At 59.6% G+C, this 18,740-nt stretch carries 20 protein-coding genes and 2 pseudogenes; 9 read left to right on the top strand and 13 right to left on the bottom strand.

Annotated features, from left to right (window positions below; genetic code table 11):
* The 6 genes and pseudogenes from K0P03_RS22585 to K0P03_RS22560 form a co-directional block, all read right to left on the bottom strand.
* Positions 1–1,263 carry an NHLP bacteriocin system secretion protein gene (locus tag K0P03_RS22585; RefSeq protein ID WP_023515202.1) on the bottom strand — a complete coding sequence of 421 codons (1,263 nt, stop codon included), beginning with the start codon at positions 1,261–1,263 and terminating at the stop codon, positions 1–3.
* Between the two features lie 155 nt (positions 1,264–1,418).
* Positions 1,419–2,354: a hypothetical protein gene (locus K0P03_RS22580; protein WP_024271002.1), complete on the bottom strand. Its 936-nt coding sequence runs from the start codon at positions 2,352–2,354 to the stop codon at positions 1,419–1,421.
* A gap of 203 nt (positions 2,355–2,557) precedes the next feature.
* Positions 2,558–2,737 (bottom strand): annotated as a pseudogene (locus K0P03_RS22575) (IS6 family transposase); the annotation flags it as partial.
* A 12-nt stretch (positions 2,738–2,749) separates the two neighbouring features.
* A pseudogene (locus tag K0P03_RS22570) lies at positions 2,750–3,515 on the bottom strand (IS5 family transposase).
* Between the two features lie 67 nt (positions 3,516–3,582).
* Positions 3,583–4,002, bottom strand: coding sequence for a GFA family protein (locus K0P03_RS22565; RefSeq protein ID WP_024271001.1), 420 nt, complete (start codon positions 4,000–4,002; stop codon positions 3,583–3,585).
* Positions 3,999–4,877, bottom strand: a complete 879-nt coding sequence (locus K0P03_RS22560) for an NAD(P)-dependent oxidoreductase (protein WP_024271000.1) — start codon at positions 4,875–4,877, stop codon at positions 3,999–4,001. Before K0P03_RS22560 ends, K0P03_RS22565 begins: the two co-directional genes overlap by 4 nt.
* A 108-nt stretch (positions 4,878–4,985) precedes the next feature.
* On the opposite strand from K0P03_RS22560, the gene K0P03_RS22555 reads away from it, so the two are divergent.
* On the top strand, positions 4,986–5,354 hold the full coding sequence (locus K0P03_RS22555) for a winged helix-turn-helix transcriptional regulator (protein ID WP_024270999.1): 369 nt from the start codon (positions 4,986–4,988) through the stop codon (positions 5,352–5,354).
* A 92-nt stretch (positions 5,355–5,446) separates the two neighbouring features.
* Here K0P03_RS22555 and K0P03_RS22550 read toward each other — a convergent pair whose 3' ends face one another.
* Positions 5,447–6,166 (bottom strand): helix-turn-helix transcriptional regulator, encoded by a 720-nt coding sequence (locus tag K0P03_RS22550; RefSeq protein WP_024270998.1) that lies wholly within the window; start codon positions 6,164–6,166, stop codon positions 5,447–5,449.
* Between the two features lie 94 nt (positions 6,167–6,260).
* Between K0P03_RS22550 and K0P03_RS22545 the strand changes: the two genes are divergently transcribed.
* The 3 genes from K0P03_RS22545 to K0P03_RS22535 all read left to right on the top strand — a co-directional run bounded on the left by K0P03_RS22545 (position 6,261) and on the right by K0P03_RS22535 (position 9,036).
* Positions 6,261–6,872 (top strand): glutathione S-transferase family protein, encoded by a 612-nt coding sequence (locus tag K0P03_RS22545; protein ID WP_024270997.1) that lies wholly within the window; start codon positions 6,261–6,263, stop codon positions 6,870–6,872.
* Between the two features lie 263 nt (positions 6,873–7,135).
* Positions 7,136–8,143: an amidase family protein gene (locus K0P03_RS22540; RefSeq protein ID WP_024270996.1), complete on the top strand. Its 1,008-nt coding sequence runs from the start codon at positions 7,136–7,138 to the stop codon at positions 8,141–8,143.
* Complete coding sequence (locus tag K0P03_RS22535) at positions 8,140–9,036, top strand: phosphotransferase family protein (RefSeq protein ID WP_024270995.1); 897 nt, start codon at positions 8,140–8,142, stop codon at positions 9,034–9,036. The genes K0P03_RS22540 and K0P03_RS22535 overlap by 4 nt, the downstream gene beginning before the upstream one ends.
* A 443-nt stretch (positions 9,037–9,479) precedes the next feature.
* Here the strand turns inward: K0P03_RS22535 and K0P03_RS22530 are convergent, their stop codons facing one another.
* On the bottom strand, positions 9,480–10,712 hold the full coding sequence (locus K0P03_RS22530) for an MFS transporter (RefSeq protein ID WP_023517038.1): 1,233 nt from the start codon (positions 10,710–10,712) through the stop codon (positions 9,480–9,482).
* A gap of 485 nt (positions 10,713–11,197) precedes the next feature.
* Here K0P03_RS22530 and K0P03_RS22525 point away from each other — a divergent pair, with 485 nt between their 5' ends.
* From K0P03_RS22525 to K0P03_RS22515, 3 genes are all read left to right on the top strand, one after another.
* Positions 11,198–11,395 (top strand): hypothetical protein, encoded by a 198-nt coding sequence (locus K0P03_RS22525; RefSeq protein WP_023517037.1) that lies wholly within the window; start codon positions 11,198–11,200, stop codon positions 11,393–11,395.
* Between the two features lie 995 nt (positions 11,396–12,390).
* On the top strand, positions 12,391–12,582 hold the full coding sequence (locus K0P03_RS22520; protein ID WP_024270992.1) for a hypothetical protein: 192 nt from the start codon (positions 12,391–12,393) through the stop codon (positions 12,580–12,582).
* A 238-nt stretch (positions 12,583–12,820) separates the two neighbouring features.
* The gene (locus tag K0P03_RS22515) at positions 12,821–13,201 is read left to right on the top strand and encodes a hypothetical protein (protein WP_023517537.1); all 381 of its coding nucleotides are present in this window, start codon (positions 12,821–12,823) and stop codon (positions 13,199–13,201) included.
* 294 nt (positions 13,202–13,495) lie between these two features.
* Here K0P03_RS22515 and K0P03_RS22510 read toward each other — a convergent pair whose 3' ends face one another.
* Positions 13,496–13,735, bottom strand: coding sequence for a hypothetical protein (locus K0P03_RS22510; protein ID WP_156032039.1), 240 nt, complete (start codon positions 13,733–13,735; stop codon positions 13,496–13,498).
* Between the two features lie 284 nt (positions 13,736–14,019).
* Here K0P03_RS22510 and K0P03_RS22505 point away from each other — a divergent pair, with 284 nt between their 5' ends.
* Positions 14,020–14,259: a hypothetical protein gene (locus K0P03_RS22505; protein ID WP_024270990.1), complete on the top strand. Its 240-nt coding sequence runs from the start codon at positions 14,020–14,022 to the stop codon at positions 14,257–14,259.
* Between the two features lie 173 nt (positions 14,260–14,432).
* Entirely contained in the window at positions 14,433–14,642 is a 210-nt protein-coding gene (locus tag K0P03_RS22500; RefSeq protein WP_037408243.1) for a hypothetical protein, read from the top strand.
* A 679-nt stretch (positions 14,643–15,321) separates the two neighbouring features.
* On the opposite strand, the gene K0P03_RS22495 is transcribed toward K0P03_RS22500, so the two are convergent.
* The 4 genes from K0P03_RS22495 to K0P03_RS22480 form a co-directional block, all read right to left on the bottom strand.
* Positions 15,322–15,627 (bottom strand): transposase, encoded by a 306-nt coding sequence (locus tag K0P03_RS22495; protein ID WP_245290407.1) that lies wholly within the window; start codon positions 15,625–15,627, stop codon positions 15,322–15,324.
* Between the two features lie 147 nt (positions 15,628–15,774).
* Positions 15,775–16,701 (bottom strand): nucleoside hydrolase, encoded by a 927-nt coding sequence (locus K0P03_RS22490; protein ID WP_023515340.1) that lies wholly within the window; start codon positions 16,699–16,701, stop codon positions 15,775–15,777.
* A complete protein-coding gene (locus K0P03_RS22485; protein WP_430440948.1) occupies positions 16,702–17,664 on the bottom strand; it encodes an ABC transporter permease in 963 nt (320 codons plus the stop codon). It lies immediately after the preceding gene.
* A 15-nt stretch (positions 17,665–17,679) separates the two neighbouring features.
* Positions 17,680–18,729: an ABC transporter permease gene (locus K0P03_RS22480; protein WP_051758739.1), complete on the bottom strand. Its 1,050-nt coding sequence runs from the start codon at positions 18,727–18,729 to the stop codon at positions 17,680–17,682.
* Between the last annotated feature and the right edge of the window lie 11 nt (positions 18,730–18,740).

Genomic DNA, 18,740 nt, shown 5'->3' with positions numbered 1-18,740 from the left:
TCAGGTCCCAGTCAACGTGCGCAGGAACGGCAGGAGAAAATCGATGGGCGCGCGTTCCTCGATCGTCACCTTGCCCGTGCCGATTGCCCCTTGCCCCGGCGGCTCGTCCGGGCCATGGCCGCCGCGCCAGAGATAGCCTCCGGGCGTGTCTGGATCTGCCGCCAGCTCGACAACCGCCACGAAGGGCGTTCCTTTTGCCGAAAAGCGCGAAACTAGTCCGTCGTTGCGCAAAGTTGCAAACATGCCCTCACGGGTTGCCGGAAAGTCCGAAACGGAAACCACAGTGCCCTGGAGCGTACCCCATTGCTCGCGCGGGAGGCCGGCGATCTCGATATTGACAGGCATTCCCTGCCGCACGCGCTTGCCGCTCGCGGGCGGCAGATAGAGTTGCATCTGAAGCGGGCCGGTACCTGTGGCGACGCTCGCAACGGGTGTTCCGGCCGCCACCTGCGCCCCTGAAGGAGCCTTCCATTCGATCAATCGGCCCCCAGCAGGAGCGACCACTTTACCGAAATCATCCAGCTTTTGGCGCAATTGGTCGCGGTCGGCGGTCTCTCGCAACAAATCCTGCCGCAAATCCTGCAATCGCCGCAATCTCTCAGCATGAGCTGTGATCAACGCAGCATCAAGTTCAAGAAGGGCTGCACGCGTCGAGGACAAGGCTTGATTGGCCTCTTCCACCGCTTCCCGGGTTTGCTGCAGTTTCGTGGTCGTGACGGCCCCCGCACTCGCCAGCTTCTCCTGCCGGGTAAGTTGGGCGAGGTAGGTGTCGCGCCGCCGGACGGAATCCACCATCTTCTCCCGATAGGCAGCACGGAGAGCTCCAGCGTTCGCCTTTCGCGCGGCAAGCACCCGATCCTCATTCTCTTCCACCGCTTTCAGGTTGTCCCGCAACCGCTCCACCCGCTGCGACGCCGCCTCAAAACTCAGGCGCACATCCGGCTGATCGATACGAGCGAGCACGGCGTCAGCCGCAACAGCTTCACCGACGCGACTTGCAGTCGTCACAAGCGTCCCCGACACTAGCGCCGCAGCGTCTATGATCTGTCCGCCCGCCAACAGCAGGATGCCCTGGCCCTCGACGCGAGCGGGAATACGCCCGACAAGGCCCCACACTGCGAACAGGAGGAAAAGCAGAAGCATGGCAAAAAGTCCGACCCGACCGGCGGTGGTGTTGATACGCACCGCCTCTTCCAAGCGCTCAGGCGAAAAATTCCGCTCCAGCGCTTCCTTGCGGAAAAGCCCCTCATCCAGTGCACTCATCCACCCTGCTCCGAGACAATGTTCCCCACGCGATTAAAGCAGTCGAGTGCGCGGGCGAAGATGCACCCCTCACATTCAAGGGCCAAATCTGGGAGTATTGATCCGCTCTTCCATTACAAGCCGGTCGGCCGCGGCCTCCGTCCTCTCGCACAGCCTCACTGCGATCGCCCGCCTGACCCCACAGTCGGCACCGTTGCCAAAGAAAAATGAAAGGCCTCATCGAGAGCCGAGAACTTTTGCGCCTGCCACCACAAATAGTCTTCGAGGAAATGTCGGGAGAGCCAAAGGACCTTGTGCCCACGGCGCCCTTCCCAGCCGAGGCAAGCTTGCTCCTGTGCCCGTTTGAACATTCGTTTGATGTTGGTGGCGGAGATCCCATACTGCATCGCCAACGAATGAACATTGACGGGACCAACGACCACTCTGCCATCTACGGCCGTAAAATCCGAGATCTCGAACATGAACTCGTGGATAATCATCCCGCCGAATTCCGAGGCAAGGAAATGGCTGATACTATCAGGCGGGTAACGCCAAATAGGATTGGCGATCAGCGCTGCGGCCGCGTGTGGCTGCGCAGTGCGGAAGATCAGCGGATTTTCCGCACAGTCAGCGACTCGGTTGCCGCCATCCATTCGGTCCAGCCCACTCATGTGCCCCATGAACCAGCCGCGCATGGCCGCGTCGCTTGCCGGGGTTGTCCCAAGGCTTCGTATCCGCCTGTCATGCCGCGAAGGAATTTCCTGCAGAAACTTGTAGGCGAGCAACTCCTTGAGAAAGGCATCCGCGGTGTTCCGGCTCGCAACTCCGATCGACGTAACCGACTCGATAAAGCGGCTTGCATGAAGCCCGACGGCATCATTGCCTGTCGCCCTCTGCATGCACAGGGCGTACATGGATTGCGTCATGAACCACTTTCGGTGAGAAGCCTTAAGGCGCGCCAAGCGGGGCGTCTCCCGATGAATTTTGATGAGGTGAGCGGCAAGTTGTCTGTCGACGGCAGGGAAATCCGGATGGTGGAAAATTGCCTCCGCGGTCATCCAACAGGAGCCGGGCGCATTGGATAGCGCATCCTTGTCTAACAGCTCAGCCATGGGAACATCTAAAGTATAATATCAAAGTATGCCGTTTCCACGATGGATAGAGTTTATATGTTAATTAATTATTCTCGACACGTTGGAATACCGAGTATCCGTTCCACTGCACCTTCCAACTCGCGGCAGATTGTACCGAACTCCGCTACGGGTAGCGTCGCCTTAATTAGACGCAGTCGCAGCGAGAATTTGCATACCGAGACTCAGGCAGCGATCGACCACGCTGTTGCGCGCCCGGTAGAGATGGTATGGGGGCGAAGCTGGCGGTGATCGGCGGCCGTCCGATGTTTGCGATGAAAGTTGAAGAAATTGGCGATCTGACCGTGGGCGAAAACGAAACGTTGGCATTGCCGCGCTGACTACAAGCGCATCATGCGCCGTTCTAGGGTCGAGCCTCAATTGCGGGTCCACCAAGTGATAGCGGCAGCGATACAGACGGCTGACAGGAAGATGTCGGCGCGTTTGTCGTAGTGTGTGGCGATGCGGCGGAAGTCCTTCAGACGGCAGAACATGCGCTCGATGCGATTTCGGCCGCGATAGGCGTCGCGGTCTTAGGCGTGCGGGTTCTTGCGGGTCGGATTGGGTGGAATGACGGGCCCGGTTCCCCGCTCGGCGAGCCAGTCGCGTAGGCTTGCTGCATCATAGGCGCGGTCGGCCAGCAGCTTGTGGCTGGGGCAGCGGATGGCGAGCAGCGCCTTGGTGCCGGCGAGATCGTGGGCGTTCCCGGGTGTCAGGGCGAAGGCGACGGGGCGGCCGCAATCATCGCTCAGCGCGTGGATTTTGGTCGTGCGCCCACCGCGCGAAGTGCCAATGGCGTGATGACAAGCCCCCTTTTGCGCCCGCTGCCGAGCGATGGGCCTTGATGTGCGTTGAATTCACCGAGCCGGTGAACACGCCGCTCGATCCGGTCAGGGCGTAGAAGATCCGCTCCCGCACACCCTGGCGGCTCCATCGGTTCCAGCGATTGTAGATCGTGGTGCAGGGTCCATAGACCACTGGACAGTCCTTCCAGCGTCCGCCAGAGCGCAACATGTGCATGTTTCCCGAGATTTCCCGGCGGTCATCCACTCATCGCGCTCCACGCCGGCCGCTCGGCAGATGCGGTTGGATCGCCTCCCACTCCGCATCCCAAAACCAATAAACGTCCCGCTTCCTTGCCATCCGAAAACATCCGGATCACAGGGAATCAGACACTCACATCATCAGCAACCCAAATTGAGTATCGAGCCTAGTCGATAGCGACGATGTCTTCATCGAGCTGATACCAGTCATGACGACGCCTAGACCAGAAGATCGAGGCAGGTCGCGGGAAATCTGGTTCACCAAAACAGCCGATTGAGATCACGCGCTTGTCTTCAATGACCTCGGCTTCCATGTAGATGAGTGTTCCGCAGTTCGGGCAGAACACTTGGTCCATCCACCTGCCGGTGTCCGTGATGCGCCGAAACCGGCGCTTGTCGCCTTCGTCAAAGACAATCGCCTGTTTGCTGTAGAGGGCGCGATAGGCAAACGCCGACCCGGTTGCCTTCTGGCACTCCAGGCATGCACAGGCATAGACCCGCTCCGGCGCTCCCCGAACTTTCAACCGGAAACTGCCGCAAGTACACGTGGCGGTGTGCGTCTCCGTTCCGGAATCTGCAGCTGTCATTGCGAAACCATGTAGCTTGCGAGCATTGCGAAGTCGTCGTTGCCGTGCCCGTTTGCTATCGCTGCAGCAAAGTAGCTATCGAACGCATCTGTGATCGCCGGGTTCAGGCCACGTTCCGCAACAATGTGTCTCAGATGTTGGAACGCGGTATTGTGAGCTGCAATTGTTGCTAGAGTTGCCTCATCGCCCCGGTCGCGGCCGTCTCGCACCCGACTGAGCAAGTCCACTTCGGCGCCGTCGATCACCGGGCGGAAGAGTTTGAGAGAGGCGGCGTAGTCGTCCAACGCGATGCCCTCGGCCCGAGCGATGGTCGTCGCTTGAAGCGTGCCGAACAACGTGCCCCACAATTGCGCAAGGAGGGCGCCATCGAGTGCCGATGCGACACCGAAGTCCTCGCCGACGAAAGCGGACTTGCCGCCTAGCGCCGCAAACACGGCTTCGTATTTTTCGTAGCGGTCGCGCGCGCCGCTGTAGAGGATTTGAGTTTCCACTCCACCGATGAAGTCAGGAGTCGCCATGATCGCTCCATCGAGATAGTCGATCCCTTTGACCGTCGCCCACGCACCGGTGTCACGCGCTGTCTTGGGCGAACCGGAGGTGAGTTGCACCAGCAGCCGGCCTTTAAGGGCTTCGGTGACCTCTGGCCGTTGAAACAAAGCGTCGCTTGCGACGTAGTCCAACAAATTGACCATAACGATATCCGCGGCCGCGACAGCGGCTTCTGGTGTGCGCTCCGGCCGTGCTCCGAATGCCGCCAGGGCTTGGGCTTTTTCCGCCGTTCTGTTCCAGACATGGACTGTGCGCCCGGTCCTGCACAGTGCCGCGACAAGCGCCGTCCCCATTCGGCCAGCGCCGAGGAAGCCTATTGTAGTCATTGAATTCAAGCTCCATCTTCAAATAGTGTTGCTTGATAGGCTGGCCCGAAGGACCTGGTAAATTACGCACTTTCGAGTAACTGGTTACTTTGAAGTAGGGAGATATGGATGAAGCGCTTACCTGATGACGACTGCGGTTTCGCAAGCGCGCTCAATGTGATCGGTGGAAAATGGAAAATGGAGATACTCTGGGAGATCACTATGGCACCGCGCCGTTTCGGCGAGCTTAGAAGAATCCTGCCTGGTGTCAGCGAGAAGATGCTTGCGCAACAGCTTCGGGAAATGGAAGCGGACGATCTCATCTGCCGGCAAGTTTTTCCAGGTAAGGTCCAACGGGTGGAATATTCTACGACCGATTTCGGCCGCAGCTTAAACCAGGCCGTTGCGGTCATGTCGCACTGGGGCAAAGCGTATGAGATCCGGATGGCGGAAAAAGCCGGCCGCGACACGCGTGTGCGCTTAGCGCTATCGGCTTAACCGAGCAATGTCTTTACACCCAGGCGCTGCCAACTGATTGGATTGCCGGCTCCTATTTACACACTGCAACACGGGCCGCGTCGTCGTTTTGCCTATTGGCCGTTCAACGTCATCCTCGAAGTCTCAGGCGCGCCTGCGTTCAGAGACGCGACAAAGTCCCGAAGCATGGGCACCCTGCGTGGACGGAAACTCTCCTCTGTCATGCGGATATCGGCGACGCGGTCGATGCGGAACTTGCGAAAACCCTGCCTGAGGCAGCACCAGGCAAGCAGCACCAACACCCGCTCCAAATAGACGATCGCCAGCGGCAGTATCTTTCGGTCCGTCCGCTGCTGGTCCGCGTCCACATAGGCGATCACCACCGCACGCTCCAGCCAGCAGGCTTCGCGCAGAAGGCCGACATTGGCGACAGGCGGGTCCCGGCGCTCGAAGCGATAGACCTGTGAAGCGGCATGCAATGCCTGGCGCTGCAGCCTGTCGGGCAGTGTCGCCGTTATCTTCGAAAGCACGGCACCTGCTGCGGCCGCGAGATCTGGCTCGCCCATGTGCCGCACCTCGGCAAGGCCGAGCACCAGGGCTTCGAGTTCAAGCCGTGTGAATGTTTGTGGCGGCAAGGCGATGTCCTCCGTCAGCCGGTAGCCGAAACCGCGCTCGCCATCGATGACGGCGCCTGCAGCGCGCAGGCTGTCGATGTCGCGGTAGAGCGAGCGCAGCGACACGCCGGTCTCGTCGGCAAGGCGGGCGGCCGTTACCGGAGAGGGGAGAGTGCGCAGCGCCTGGAGCAGGCGGAACAGACGATCACTACGAGCCATGACTTTGGAGGATAGAGGAAGCCTACTGACGAAAACTGGCAGTTGGCCGACTGTATAAGATCGGCATTCGCAAACGCAACCGAGGATCCAGATTATGCTGACACTCTTTCACGCCCCGCGCTCGCGCTCTTCGCGCATCATCACCCTGCTTCGCGAACTCAACGCCCTCGACAAGGTGGCGATCGAGATCGTCGATATCACGCGCGGCGATGGCAGCGGCCGCAAGGATCCGAAGAACCCGCATCCGGAAGGCAAGGTGCCGCTGCTCGTGCATGACGGCGTCGTCATCTGGGAGAGCATCGCGATCATACAGTACCTGACAGATCTCTTCCCGGAAACGAAGCTGGCACCAGTTGCTGGCGACCCACAGCGCGGCCGGTATCTGAGCTGGCTCGCCTGGTATGCCGGCGTCGTTGAGCCGGTGCTGATCACGCACGCTGCCGGGCTTTCACATCCCTATCTGGATTTTACATTCCGAGGCCCAGCGGAGCTGGCGAAGCATCTTGAAGGCGCGCTCAAGGATAGCCCCTATCTGATGGGGGACCGATACACAGCTGTCGATCTGTTGTTGCAATCGCCCTTTGCCTGGTACCCCGCGGCGACGCCGGACAGCGATGTGGTCAAGGCCTGGATCGAGCGGTGCGGCACGCGGCCCTCGCTACAATGGACGACCGACTTCGATACCCGCACCGCGGCTGCGGCTTGATCGCTGACCATGGCCGCTCCTGCGGGGCGGCCTATTTTCGCTTGAGATTGACCTCGCTCGTCACCACCAGCTTTCTCGATACAAGATCGAAACATGCAGGTCACGTTGAGCGACGGGTAGGTCTCCGCGGCAAGACCTTGTGGGATTGCGCCCACCAGGCGCGAAATCGCACTCCGCTATCAGCAAGCATCGGGCCGATTCCAATCAGCCGAGCGTACGAATTGTCAATCTTGATTATTGCGCAGTGGTCTGAGCGAAGCGCCATGGATGCGGGGATCATTCTGGCCGCCATTGCAGGAAGTGATCCGAGGGACCCGACGGCGGCGGCCCAGCCAGTGCCGGATTTCGCTTCCGCTTCGCGCGGCGGGATCAGCGGTCTGCGGATAGGCTTTGATCCACAGTGGAACAACAAGGACGTGGAACCTCAGACACAGGCCGCTCGCGCCGCTGCCTCGGACGTTTTTTCCGATCTTGGCGCGCACATGGTCGATATCAGGCTCACGGACGTGAGCCAGGCCGTTGCCGATTGGGTGCCTAACTGCGCTGTGGAGGCGGCAGCCGTTCACGAGCAGGACTTTGCTGCGAACAAAGACTTGTACGGACCTATCCTTGCCGGCGTCATTGAAATGGGCAAATCCGTCTCGCAGGCTGAGTATCAGCAGATCCTTCTGCGGCGCGCGATTTTCTGCCGTGACGTCGAAGCTCTGTTTGCGACGGTCGATCTGATCCTGACCCCGGTTCAACCATTCGCTCCGCTGACGCTCGCCGTCATCGCGACTCTTGGTGAGCAGCCGGATCTGATCGCCAGACTGCAGCGCTATACTGCCCCTCGATATGAGCGGCCATCCGGCGCTGACTTTCCCTGCCGGTGTCGCGAAGGACGGGATGCCGATCGGCCTTCAATTGCTGGCCGGTCTGCTCCAGGAATTGACCCTGCTGCGCGCCGGAGCGACCTTCCAGGAGCATACGGCTTGGTACCAGCGACACCCAGGAAATGGTTGAGGGCGAGGAACGATCATGAACGCTCACCACCAGCGCCAGGGCGTCTTCTACGGATGGGTCGTTGTCGCCGCGACGTTTACACGAGCGTCGCGATCGGCACGCTGATCGGCCCAAGCCTTACCGGCTTTATCTGCGACGCCAGCAACAATTGTTTCCCTGCCATTGCGCCAGGTGGAAGTGTCAATACGGTGGCCACGCCTGTGGCGATCGTGACAAACGGGCTTGCACGTGGGAGGAGTGGACCGAGATCAACCGGGACGAACGCATGAAGGATGAATCTGGAGCATCGACCGCGCCCGCTTCCGTTGACGGGGAAGCCGACGACACCCGCAGTGCGACTCTTCTCAAAAAGATCGTCGAGGAACTTGGCTTGCGATCCGAGCTACAGACTGTCCCAATCGGCTCAGGACAGAACTCCATCGCCTATGAATTGGACAGAAAGATTCTCCGATTGCCGCGTCATGCGGGCGCCGAGCGCGATCTGGTGCGCGAAGCGGCGGCGCTTCGTGCGCTACGGCCGCGCCTTCCCGTGCCAGTTCCGGACCTCGCACTCCACAGCATCGATGGCCAGCTTGTTTCGCTGCACCCCAAGATCATTGGGGAGCCGCTGGCGGATCTGTCGGGGCTGACGGAACGCGCGCAGGGGGCCTTGGCGGCGGACCTTGCTGCGTTTCTGGGTGCGCTACATTCTATTCCGATAGCACACCTTGAGGTGCAGCCGGCCGAGGCGCTGTCATCGGAATGGGGTCGGCTTCTTTCTCAATGCGAAGCGACCGCTTTCCCGCTGCTTCCGCCGAAGGTGGCCACCGGTCTGAGAAAGAGCTTTTCCGATTTCCTGACGACCTGCGACGACCTTCCACGTTGCATCATTCACGGAGATTTCGGGAGTGGCAACATACTCGTAGAGCACGGCAGGCTTTCAGGGGTGATCGACTTTTCGGGTTGCGGTCCCGGTGATCCGGCTTACGATTTCGCCAGCCTCGCGGCGGGATTTGGTGACCGGTTCGTCGATCGAGTGCTTGATCCCTTCCCGTTGGACAAGGCAGCAAAGGACCGCATACGGTTCTATCGAATGACGTTCCCGCTCCTCGACATTCTCTACGGTGTCGAAAACGGTGACCCGGGGACACTCCGCGCCGGCGTGGGCGCCCTCGCTGTGTAGGCCGATAGGCCCGACCTGGTGGCACAACAACGCCGTGGAAGGCGCGCTCTGTTGTTACCGGGCAGCATCCAGGATCGCTTGCAGTCGTAGAGACCGCGGACGGCAATCCGTCGAATGAATGTCTGCCGCTATCAAACAGTAAGCTGTCGCGTGCAAAGGCAGGCGGTCGCCAATCTTGCTAAGTTGGGCGGCAATTTCTTGAAGGAGGTCGGATGTTGATTACGGGATGGCCCGCCCTTCCGAGGACATCGAGTATGATGATCCGTCGTTGAAGGAAGAGGAGCCGATCCATGACGATTTCAATCTTGGGCACCGATATAGGCAAGAATAGCTGCAGCGTTGTAGGAGTGGATGAGAAAGTGTTGCAGAAAATTTGCCTTTATTTGTCATGTTTTTCAAGGTGCTTTTTCGCACGTTTTTTGGCATTGGGACGCCACCGCGCCCTAGCCAAACTTCCTCCGTTGCCGCAGTTTTGGCCAGAGGATCAGCCCGCTCACAAGAACAAGGTTCACGATGTTCCAGAGGAAGCCATGCAGGAAGGCCAGGCGGTAGGATCCGGTCGCGTCGAAGATGTAGCCTGCGGCAAGCCCTCCGCAGGCCATGCCGAGCACCGTCGCCATCAGCACCAGGCTGATGCGGACACCCGCTTCGCGCGGCGGCAGGAACTGTCGAATGATCACCGCATACATCGGCACGATCCCGCCCTGGAAGAGCCCGAACAGCCCGGAGATCACATACAGCGAGGATTGGCTGTTGAAAAACAGGTAGAGCAGCAGCGCCACGGCTTGCATGGAGGAGCCGAGGATGAGCATCGGGCCGGCGCCGATCCGGTCCGCGACCACGCCGGAGGCAAGGCGGCTGACGACACCGAGGCCGAGCATTAGTGAAACGATCTGCGTGCCGACGGCAACGCCATAGCCGAGGTCACCACAATAGGCGACGATATGGACCTGCGGCATCGACATCGCCATACAGCAGGCAAAGCCCGCGACGACGAGAATGCCCTGCAGCACGTTCGGCTTGAGGCCGAGTTCGCTGCGCGCCGTTTCGGTCGCAGCCTCCGCCTCTGCAAAGGCAGCGGTCTCCAGGCGTCGCTTGAGCAAAAGACCGATCGGCACCATGACCAGAGGGATGAACAGACCGATGCCGATATGGGTGGCGCGCCAGCCCTGCGTTGCCTGAAAATGCTCGATGAGCAGCGGCCAAACGGCACCGGAAAGATAGCTGCCCGAAGCGGCGAAGGTGACGGCGAGCGCCCGCCGCTTGCAAAACCAGTGGGAAAGGTCGGAGATCAGCGGCGAGAAACCGGCAGCGGAGCCGAGGCCGATCACGGCGGAAATCGCGGCGAACTGCCAGATATTGTTGGTGAAGGCCGCCGCCACATAGCCGACGCCCAACAGAGCAGCGCCAATCAGCACAGGCGCCACGATGCCCACCCGATCGGCAAGCCGCCCCATCGCCACACCGCCCAGGGCGAAACCGAGCATGGTGGATGTATAGGGCAAGGAGGCACCGCCACGCAGCGTATCGAATTCCAGCTGGAGGGTGGGCAGCACCACCACGACGGACCAGTTGCCGACACAGGCGACAGTGCCGAGAACAAGTGTAAGCGCCAGCCGCAGCCAAGCATAGCCTGAATCGACACCGCCAGCTTGAGGAGTATTAAGCGCGCTCATTCCGTGTCCGAACCTGCCATGCCTGCCTGTCTGCATTGCAGATTGCACACTATGTTCCTTCGGTGACGTCAAGAGGCAGGGGCGTCATTTCACCCATTCCGCGGAAGATCAGCGGGCCGACGCAATTCGGCAGGATGTGCCGGAAGATCGTATAGGCTTCTGAATCGCCCGTGACCCAGGAGCCGCGATATATCCTTCCCCCGCAGTGACAGCATGGTTCCCCTAGCGACACGCGCAACCGAGGGCGTATCGCCGCCGTCAATCACGCTCTGGCTGCGCATGCCAGCTGCCAGCGGAGATGGGCACAATCAGCAAGCAGGGTTGCAATTGCCGCCCACCCATCGCCGTCGTGCCATGCTAGCGCTTCATCAATCTCGTTTGTGGTTTCAGGTTGTTTCTCGGGCGGGCGCGCGTCGTCGTTCTCCCGCGATTGTCACAGCAGGAATCAATCTTGACTCTCTGCCGAGCCATGGCACTTTGCCCGGATGAAGAGGGCATCGGAAAACCGCTACGCCATTCGCAAGGACGGCACGGGCCTGTGGGCGGTCTATGACATTTTCACGGGGATGACGGCGGAGGTAAACGGGGAGCCGCAAGACGGGCTGGGAGTAGAGCAAGCCGATAGCCTGGTTGACCTGTTGAATGCCGAATATATTGCCAGGCGCAAGGGGATGACACATTGAGGAGCATTATTGCCGTCGCCTGCATCTTGATTGCCACCACATCACTTGCGAGCTGCGCCGGGCGTCAATGCAGCGATTGGCCGGGGACATGCATCATTCAGTGATGGTGGGCCCAAGGGTACGACGTATCGAATAGCTAGGCACGGCGTGCATGAAGGACATCTTCGAATGGATACCTGAGAACGGCTTGGAGCCGTGGTTCGAAACGAACCCCTATCAACCCAGGCGCTTGGTGCCAATCGTTCCCTAGGGGCGCCGCTCTCTCTGGACCCTCATGGCAGGGATGGCTTCTGCTATACCTCTCGTGCTGCTGCTGGCCCATTTTGACCCCCACTACTTGGTGGTACTGGCCGCGATCCTCTTGGTTGAGGTCGGTTTTCCGGTATGGTTTCTCTGGAGGATACGAGGGCGGGTTAGGGAGACGACATAGGGCGGGCGCTACCGATATGCCATAGGCCCATGGTATTCTTGCCGCCCGTGGTAAAGTCGGCGCTCTACAAGATCAAGCGGTACCTAGCTTGACTTTGTGCCGTTCGATAGGCTCCCCGGATGTGCGGTTCTCTTCTATCGCCATGCTTATGAAGTAACACAGCAGGGCGTTCTCCTGCTGTACGGCCAAAAGTTTCGCCATTGTGAGAAGATGCCCAATTTCCTGCCTTGCGTTCTGCATATCCGTCCGCTCCAGCGTTGCAAGAATATCTGCAAATGCAACCAGAACGGTGAACCCGCTTGATTAACGAAAACTTAATGTACCTGCTTCCCCCAAATAATTTCTCTACATCGCTGGCAGTCGATAAGCCTTTCCCCTACGGAGCTTGGGCGAGCTCCGACACGGCTGGATTGAGAGAACCGAGCTTGCCGGGGGGGTGTTGCTCTTTGGTTGGCATGGGGGGAAGGTTGGGCGCAATCACAAGCCGCACTGACGCACTGGAGCCCCGCTTCCCGGTCCCAGGCGGGTGAAGTGGCGAAGGCTTTGGCTCTTAAGGGATTTCAGTATGGATGTTCGCGCTCGCCTCCGCCGGATGATAAAAAACGAGCAATCGATACTCGACCTACAGCAAAACGGCATTCGTGGCATCGGCACGGAGCAGACGGCGGCGTACGAAATCGAGAGCGATGCTATTGCCGAGGCGAAGCGTCGGGTCGCCATGTATGAAATGCTCCTGGCCGATCTCGAGAAGCTATAGGCAGTGTTGCGACCTGGAGGCACAGCACATTGATGCGGCCGCGCTTGATCTGTAGAACGCCATCAGCCCTCTCAGCTTCCCTATAGGTTTAGCGGGTCAGAGTGTGGCATGCGGCAGAAACCCGGATGCCACGCTCGCAGGCCAACGAACGGCTCAACTGTAGCTGCAGGAATCCTGCTAAAGCAGGAACAAAACAGGGCAGGCGTTCTTCTCACCCTGAAGATATGGAGAAACGCATATGGAAAGCCTTGTGACGCCTGCCCTCTTGCTACCCGCAGGAATATCACTCGGGTTAGTCGCTTTCCATCTCGCTGCTGGCGGTCCGGAGGTCGTTCGTCCTTTGCTTTCTTCGCGCGAGCTGCCGCCTGAGGTAGTTTATACGCTCTATCTCTGCTGGCATATCGTCACAATCGTTCTGATCGCTTCTCTCCTGGTTTATGCAGCCGCAGCGATCGATTCAGGATTTCGTCCTTACGCGCTTGCTGCCACCGTGATTGCTGGCGCCGTTTCCCTCTTGAGTTTTGTAGTTGTGGTTTGGAAGCGGCAAAAGCATCGGGAAATGCCCCAGTGGGCAGTGTTTCTTTTGCTGGCACTTGCCGGGATGTGGGCATTAAGCTGAGTTCTTTCGTGACCCCCCATTACTCTGCCGCCTGGACCAGGCATTTCCAATCGATGCAATAGGCAGTGCTCACACGACTTCAAGGCGCAGTCGCCCGCTCAGATTTCGGGGCTTGCGAACTTGCGGATCCGCCTTTGGTAGTAAGGCCCTACATGCCGCCTTCTTTGGCGAGTGTATCAACGGTTGCAATGGTCGGCTGAGAGCGAGTCGAGAAAAGCGCAATACTCAGCACGGACCCGAATATAGCGAGGAAAGTCGCGAGCAGGCAGAAACCGATGAGGTTGTTTGTTCGCTTCATAGCAGCACGCCAATCAAAAGGGAGCCAGCGAAAGACGGGATGGTGCTCGGTCCTGCCCTGGATCGTCTGGGGTCTGGATCCTCTGTGTAAGCGTTACCCTGGCGTTCGGCGACAACCTTCATGGCGGCGTAAACAACCATTGGCTGCCAGCCAGCTTGAATGATGGCATCGACAAGCTCGCGCACCGGAAGCTCTATGGCCGCTTCGCAAGTAATTTGTGAATCTACGTCGCTCATCGCTTGGCCCGGGGACGGTATAGAGGTCGTCATAGCGTTCTCCATAATCAGGATATCGCAACGGCTCCGGCAGTCATTGTGTTCCCAACATCAAGCAGGCGCCGGGCTTCAATCAGCCAAAGCTAACATTGCCTTTCTCCAGAGTGCCGTTTCCTCGCGGGAGTGACATTTCTCACTCCACCCTGTTCCTTGGGTATGGAAGGAGCGTTCTAAGTGCATGTGTCTAGGGAACATCGCGCCCGCATCTTTGTTTTCAATAAATCACGAAAACACGGGAGGAGGAGATGTTTCAGGCATCCCTCGGAGGCGGCTTCGGCGCGCAGGAATATGGGCTGCAAGCCTCAATTCGGGCCGCGGTCGCTTATGATGACGTTTGCTGTGAATACAAGGTCGAACTGGCGTTCGAGCCTCAGGCCATCATCGTTCACGGCCGGGTTCCGCCGGATGTAGCGCGCCGCGCCCGGGAAATTATCATCGCCGTCGCTGGCCCTGTTCCTGTCTGGGATCGGACGTTCTGGATATAATTGGAAAAGGATTCGTAGTCCGCGCCGTGACGGTTAGAAGGCGCGGTTGCCCTGGAGGGCCACTTGCCGCGAGCGACTGGCCGTGCATGGTCGCGGTATCGAACAAGTATTGAATCAGGGTGTTCCGCGCTAAGATCACTTCGTATCGCTGGCCGAACAGGAACAATGCGTTCATGCGGCTGTTCCTCAGGTTCGAGGAGACCGCTATGGCCCACGCCCCGGAAGACCCGAAGAAGCCCTTGGAAGTCCCGCCGGAAGATTCGCCAGACTCTTTGCCCGACATCCCGGAGCGTCCGATTGAAGAACCAGGGCCTGATGTCGTACCCGAGGAGGCGCCCGACATTACGCCTGCACCGGGTGAGGAGGTGCCAGCAAAAATGTGATGCCAAGCAGCCCTTCGAATGCAGGGAGAAAACAGCCCTAGTATGCTTTCCCGAGATCCGGCTCCAAATAGAGGCGCGAACGATTTTTGAGGAATCATGATGGAAGATGCAAACGAAGCCGCCCATCAGCGATGCGATCAATCCGTCCTGGCCGAATTGATCGCCGTAGGATGCGCCCCGGACAATTCCAGATACCTCCATGTTGTCGGGCCCACGTTGGTTTGATCAGTGTTTTGAAGTCGACCCGGAGCATACTGTTGGTTTTGCTAGCAGCTTTAATCAGGTGTTCGATATCGGATTGGCGAAAAGAGAATCTTGATTAAGCTATCTGGTGCGCGAGTCCTGTTCGCAAACGCCAATTGTAGCGCTTGGCAAAATTCCTCGACGCCGATAGGCGACCACATTTGTCCCGACTACCATCTTAGTTCGAAGTACCATCCGGCGTAACAGTATGGGTTTCACCGCCAGTACCCAACTCCGGGGTGGGATATCGATCTGTGGGGACGGTCTGCGTGGCGCCCGGTATTTAGTTGTCTATCGTGCCTTGTGTCGGGTTCACAGGAGATCGTCGCCGTCTGCTGCGTATTCTCGGGTCTCGGGTCAAGGTAGTTACCCCAGAGCTCAACCGCAGCCCAAACCATGACAACCAGCGCTAGGCTGGTGCCGAGCACCGCTAGTACTAGGAAGCCGCGGCCACTTTGACGGGCCTCCACTGCGGACCGGCCTTTCCATCACTGATGTTGGCTGGCGTGACGGCAATCTCCTCGACAAGAGCGGTCTCGGCGTCGGCGCCGACATGCGCCTTGAAGCCATGGACCACTGGTCGATCCTTGTGTTTGACCCAGCAACCCTCCCCCTCCTCTTTGCTTGCCGAAGCAGCAACCGTCGCATCGACGAGTGTGTCGGCATTCACCCGAATTGCCTTTGCCTTAAGCTGGCCGGTGATCGTGTCAAACAGGGATTTGTCCAAACCATAGGCGGACAAGGCTCCGGCGAAAGCGAACGAAGGCGGTGCGCTCTGGCGTTTGCCGCGGCCCTGGAGCAGCCGCAGAACCAACGGAAGGAAGCACGATCATCCAGAGCTTCAGCCCGTTTCACGTCCGACAGGTCGTACCTGATTGACACAGGGCGGTTACGCCGCCTCCAATTCCACCCGCTGGTAGCGCTCTTCCAGGAGAGAGAACAACCGGTCATGATCGACTTCCGTCATGACAAGGCAGTTCGGTGCCCGTCCTGCAAGCTCCCGCTCGGTCACGCTGACGACGCTTTGGCCGATTGCGAGCGTCGATACGCAATCCACCTCGACGAAGCCTTCGACGCCGGAGAAGATCTCCGGCTCGATGAGATAGGCAATGACGCAGGGGTCGTGCAGGCAGGGGTCGCCCGCACCGTAGGCGTTCAGCATGTCGGCAATGGTGCTGCCGATGCTGCCAAGGCGCTTCAACCGTTCCGTCCGTTCCTGTGTGATGATCGCCTTGTGCGTGACATCGAGGCCGAACATGACCATCGGGATGCCAGACGCCATGACCGCCTGGGCGGCGTGGGGATCGAAATAGAAATTGAACTCCGCGCGTTCCTTGATGTTGCCCGGGCAGAAGGCGGCACCGCCCATAAAGACAATGCGCTTGATCAGCGGCGCTATGCCGGGATCGATCGAGAGCGCCACCGCTATATTCGTCATCGGGCCAAGCACAGCCAGGGTCACATCGCCCGGCGCAGCACGAACCTGATCGATGATGAACTGGACGGCGGTGCGCGCAGCCGGCGTCGAGGCGGGCTTCGGCAAACCGATATCGCCCAGTCCATCCATGCCATGCACGGTGACACCGGCGCGGGCCGGGTAGAGGAGCGGGCGCCCGCAACCCTGGAAGACGGGAATATCCGTCCGGTTGGCAAGCTCGCAGATCAGCCGGGCATTGGCCTCCGTCTTTTCGAGGGGGATATTGCCGGCAACCGCTGTGATGCCGAGGATCTCGACTTCGCTCGACCCGAAGGCCAGCAGGATAGCGGCCGCATCGTCAACGCCAGGGTCGCAATCAATGATAATACGTTCGGTCATTCAACGCTCTTTCGTATAAGGTAGGCCGCCGGCCTTGGGGGGGATGGCGCGGCCCATGAAGCCGGCCAGCAGAACCACCGTAAGGACATAGGGGAGAGACTGGACGATCTGTGTCGAAAGCTCCGGCCCCAACCCAAAATCGAAGGCCTGGAAGCGGATCGAGAGAGCTTCCAGGAAGCCGAAGAGAAGGCAGGCGAAAAGGACGGGGACGGGACGCCATTTGGCGAAGATCAATGCCGCCAGCGCCATGTAGCCCTTCCCCGCCGACATTTCCCGGACAAAGCCCGCGGACTGGGCAACTGACAGATAAGCTCCTGCAATGCCGCACAGGATCGCACCGCAAAGCAGGGCCCTGTAGCGAAGCCAATCGACGGAAATCCCGGCCGTATCGACGGCCGCAGGGTTTTCACCGACGGCGCGCAGGCGAAGGCCGAACCGCGTGTGGTGGAACACCCACCATGTCACGGGCACCGCGGCGAAAGCGGCATAGACAAGGATGTTATAGCCGGAAATCAGATCAGCATAGATCGTACCGATGACGGGAACCGAGCGCATTTCTTCAGCAAATGGAAACACGATCGTGGGGAACCGCGCGCCCGGCTGCAGCTGCGGCGTCCTGCCGCCAAGCGCAAACCACCCTACCGCCAGAAGGACGGTCAGTCCGGACGAGATGAAGTTGATCGCGACCCCGGAGATTATCTGGTTGCCGTGATGCGTCACGGAGGCGAAGCCGTGAACAAGACTGAGAAGCACGGCAACGAGGATCGCGAAGAACAACCCCGCCCAGGCGGAATCAAACTGGTAGGCTGCTGCGGCGGCGGCAAAAGCCGCAAACAGCATTTTTCCCTCAAGACCGATATCCCAAACGCCCGAACGTTCGGAGAAGAGACCGGCCAGCCCACACAGAATGAGCGGCACGGACAGACGAAGCGTAGAACCCAGGAGAAGAATGACCGTGGACATGAACTCCTGCATCGCTCAGACCTCCGGCTTCGAGAAACGAAGGAGATCGACCAGGGAATAGACCGAACTCCGGAACATCAGGCTCAAGGCCCCGGCAAAGAGAATGACGAGCCCCTGGATGAGCATGATGAGCTCGCGCGTGATGTTCGGCATCCAGAAGGAGATTTCCGCACCACCCTGATAGAGGACGCCGAAAAGAACCGACGCGACCATGATCCCGACCGGGTGGCCGCGGCCCATCAGGGCGACAGCGACCCCGACCAGGCCGATGCCTGCCGGGAAATCGAGCTGCAGCTTGCCGAGATCGCCCATCAGGATATTGATGCCGGCGAGCCCCGCGAGAGCCCCGGATATCAGCATGCAGACGATGGTGATCTTGACGTAGCTGATGCCTGCATTGCGGGCTGCCGCCGGATTTGCACCCGTCGCCCTGATCTCGAAACCCAGCTTCGTCTTCCAGATAAGCACCCAGACGAAAACCGCCGCGGCGATGGCGATGAACAGGCTGACATTCAGCGGCGCGGTTCCGATATTGACGGGCAGGACGTCGCCCAGCTTCGGCACAAGGCCACCGCTATCGAAGAGGCGCGTCTGCGGCGCCATGCTGCCCGGTTCCTTGATCACGTTGACGAGCACGTAGATCATGATCGACGAGGCTATGAAGTTGAACATGATTGTCGTGATGACGAGATGGCTGCCGCGCTTGGCCTGGAGATAGGCAGGAATGAATGCCCATGCGGCGCCAAACAACATTCCGGCTGCGGCCGCCGGCACAAGCGTCACATACCAGGGGACGACGCGGTCGAGCGCCAGGCAGACAAGCGCAATGCCGAGACCGCCGAGATAGGCCTGCCCCTCGGCACCGATCGTGAAAAGCCCGGCATGGGACGCTACCGCCACTGCAAGCCCGGTAAACATGAAGCTGGTGGCAAAGTAGAGCGTGAAGCCGATCCCTTCGCCCGAGCCCAGCGCACCGCTGACGAGATAGCCCACCGCCTCCAGTGGGTTCTGCCCAACGAAGAGCACCACCAGCCCCGATATAAGCAGGGCGACGGCGACATTCATGAGCGGCAGGA

It is taken from the genome of Shinella sp. HY16, from assembly GCF_028534175.1.
Lineage (GTDB): Bacteria > Pseudomonadota > Alphaproteobacteria > Rhizobiales > Rhizobiaceae > Shinella.
This window is presented reverse-complemented; position numbering and strand designations above follow the sequence as displayed.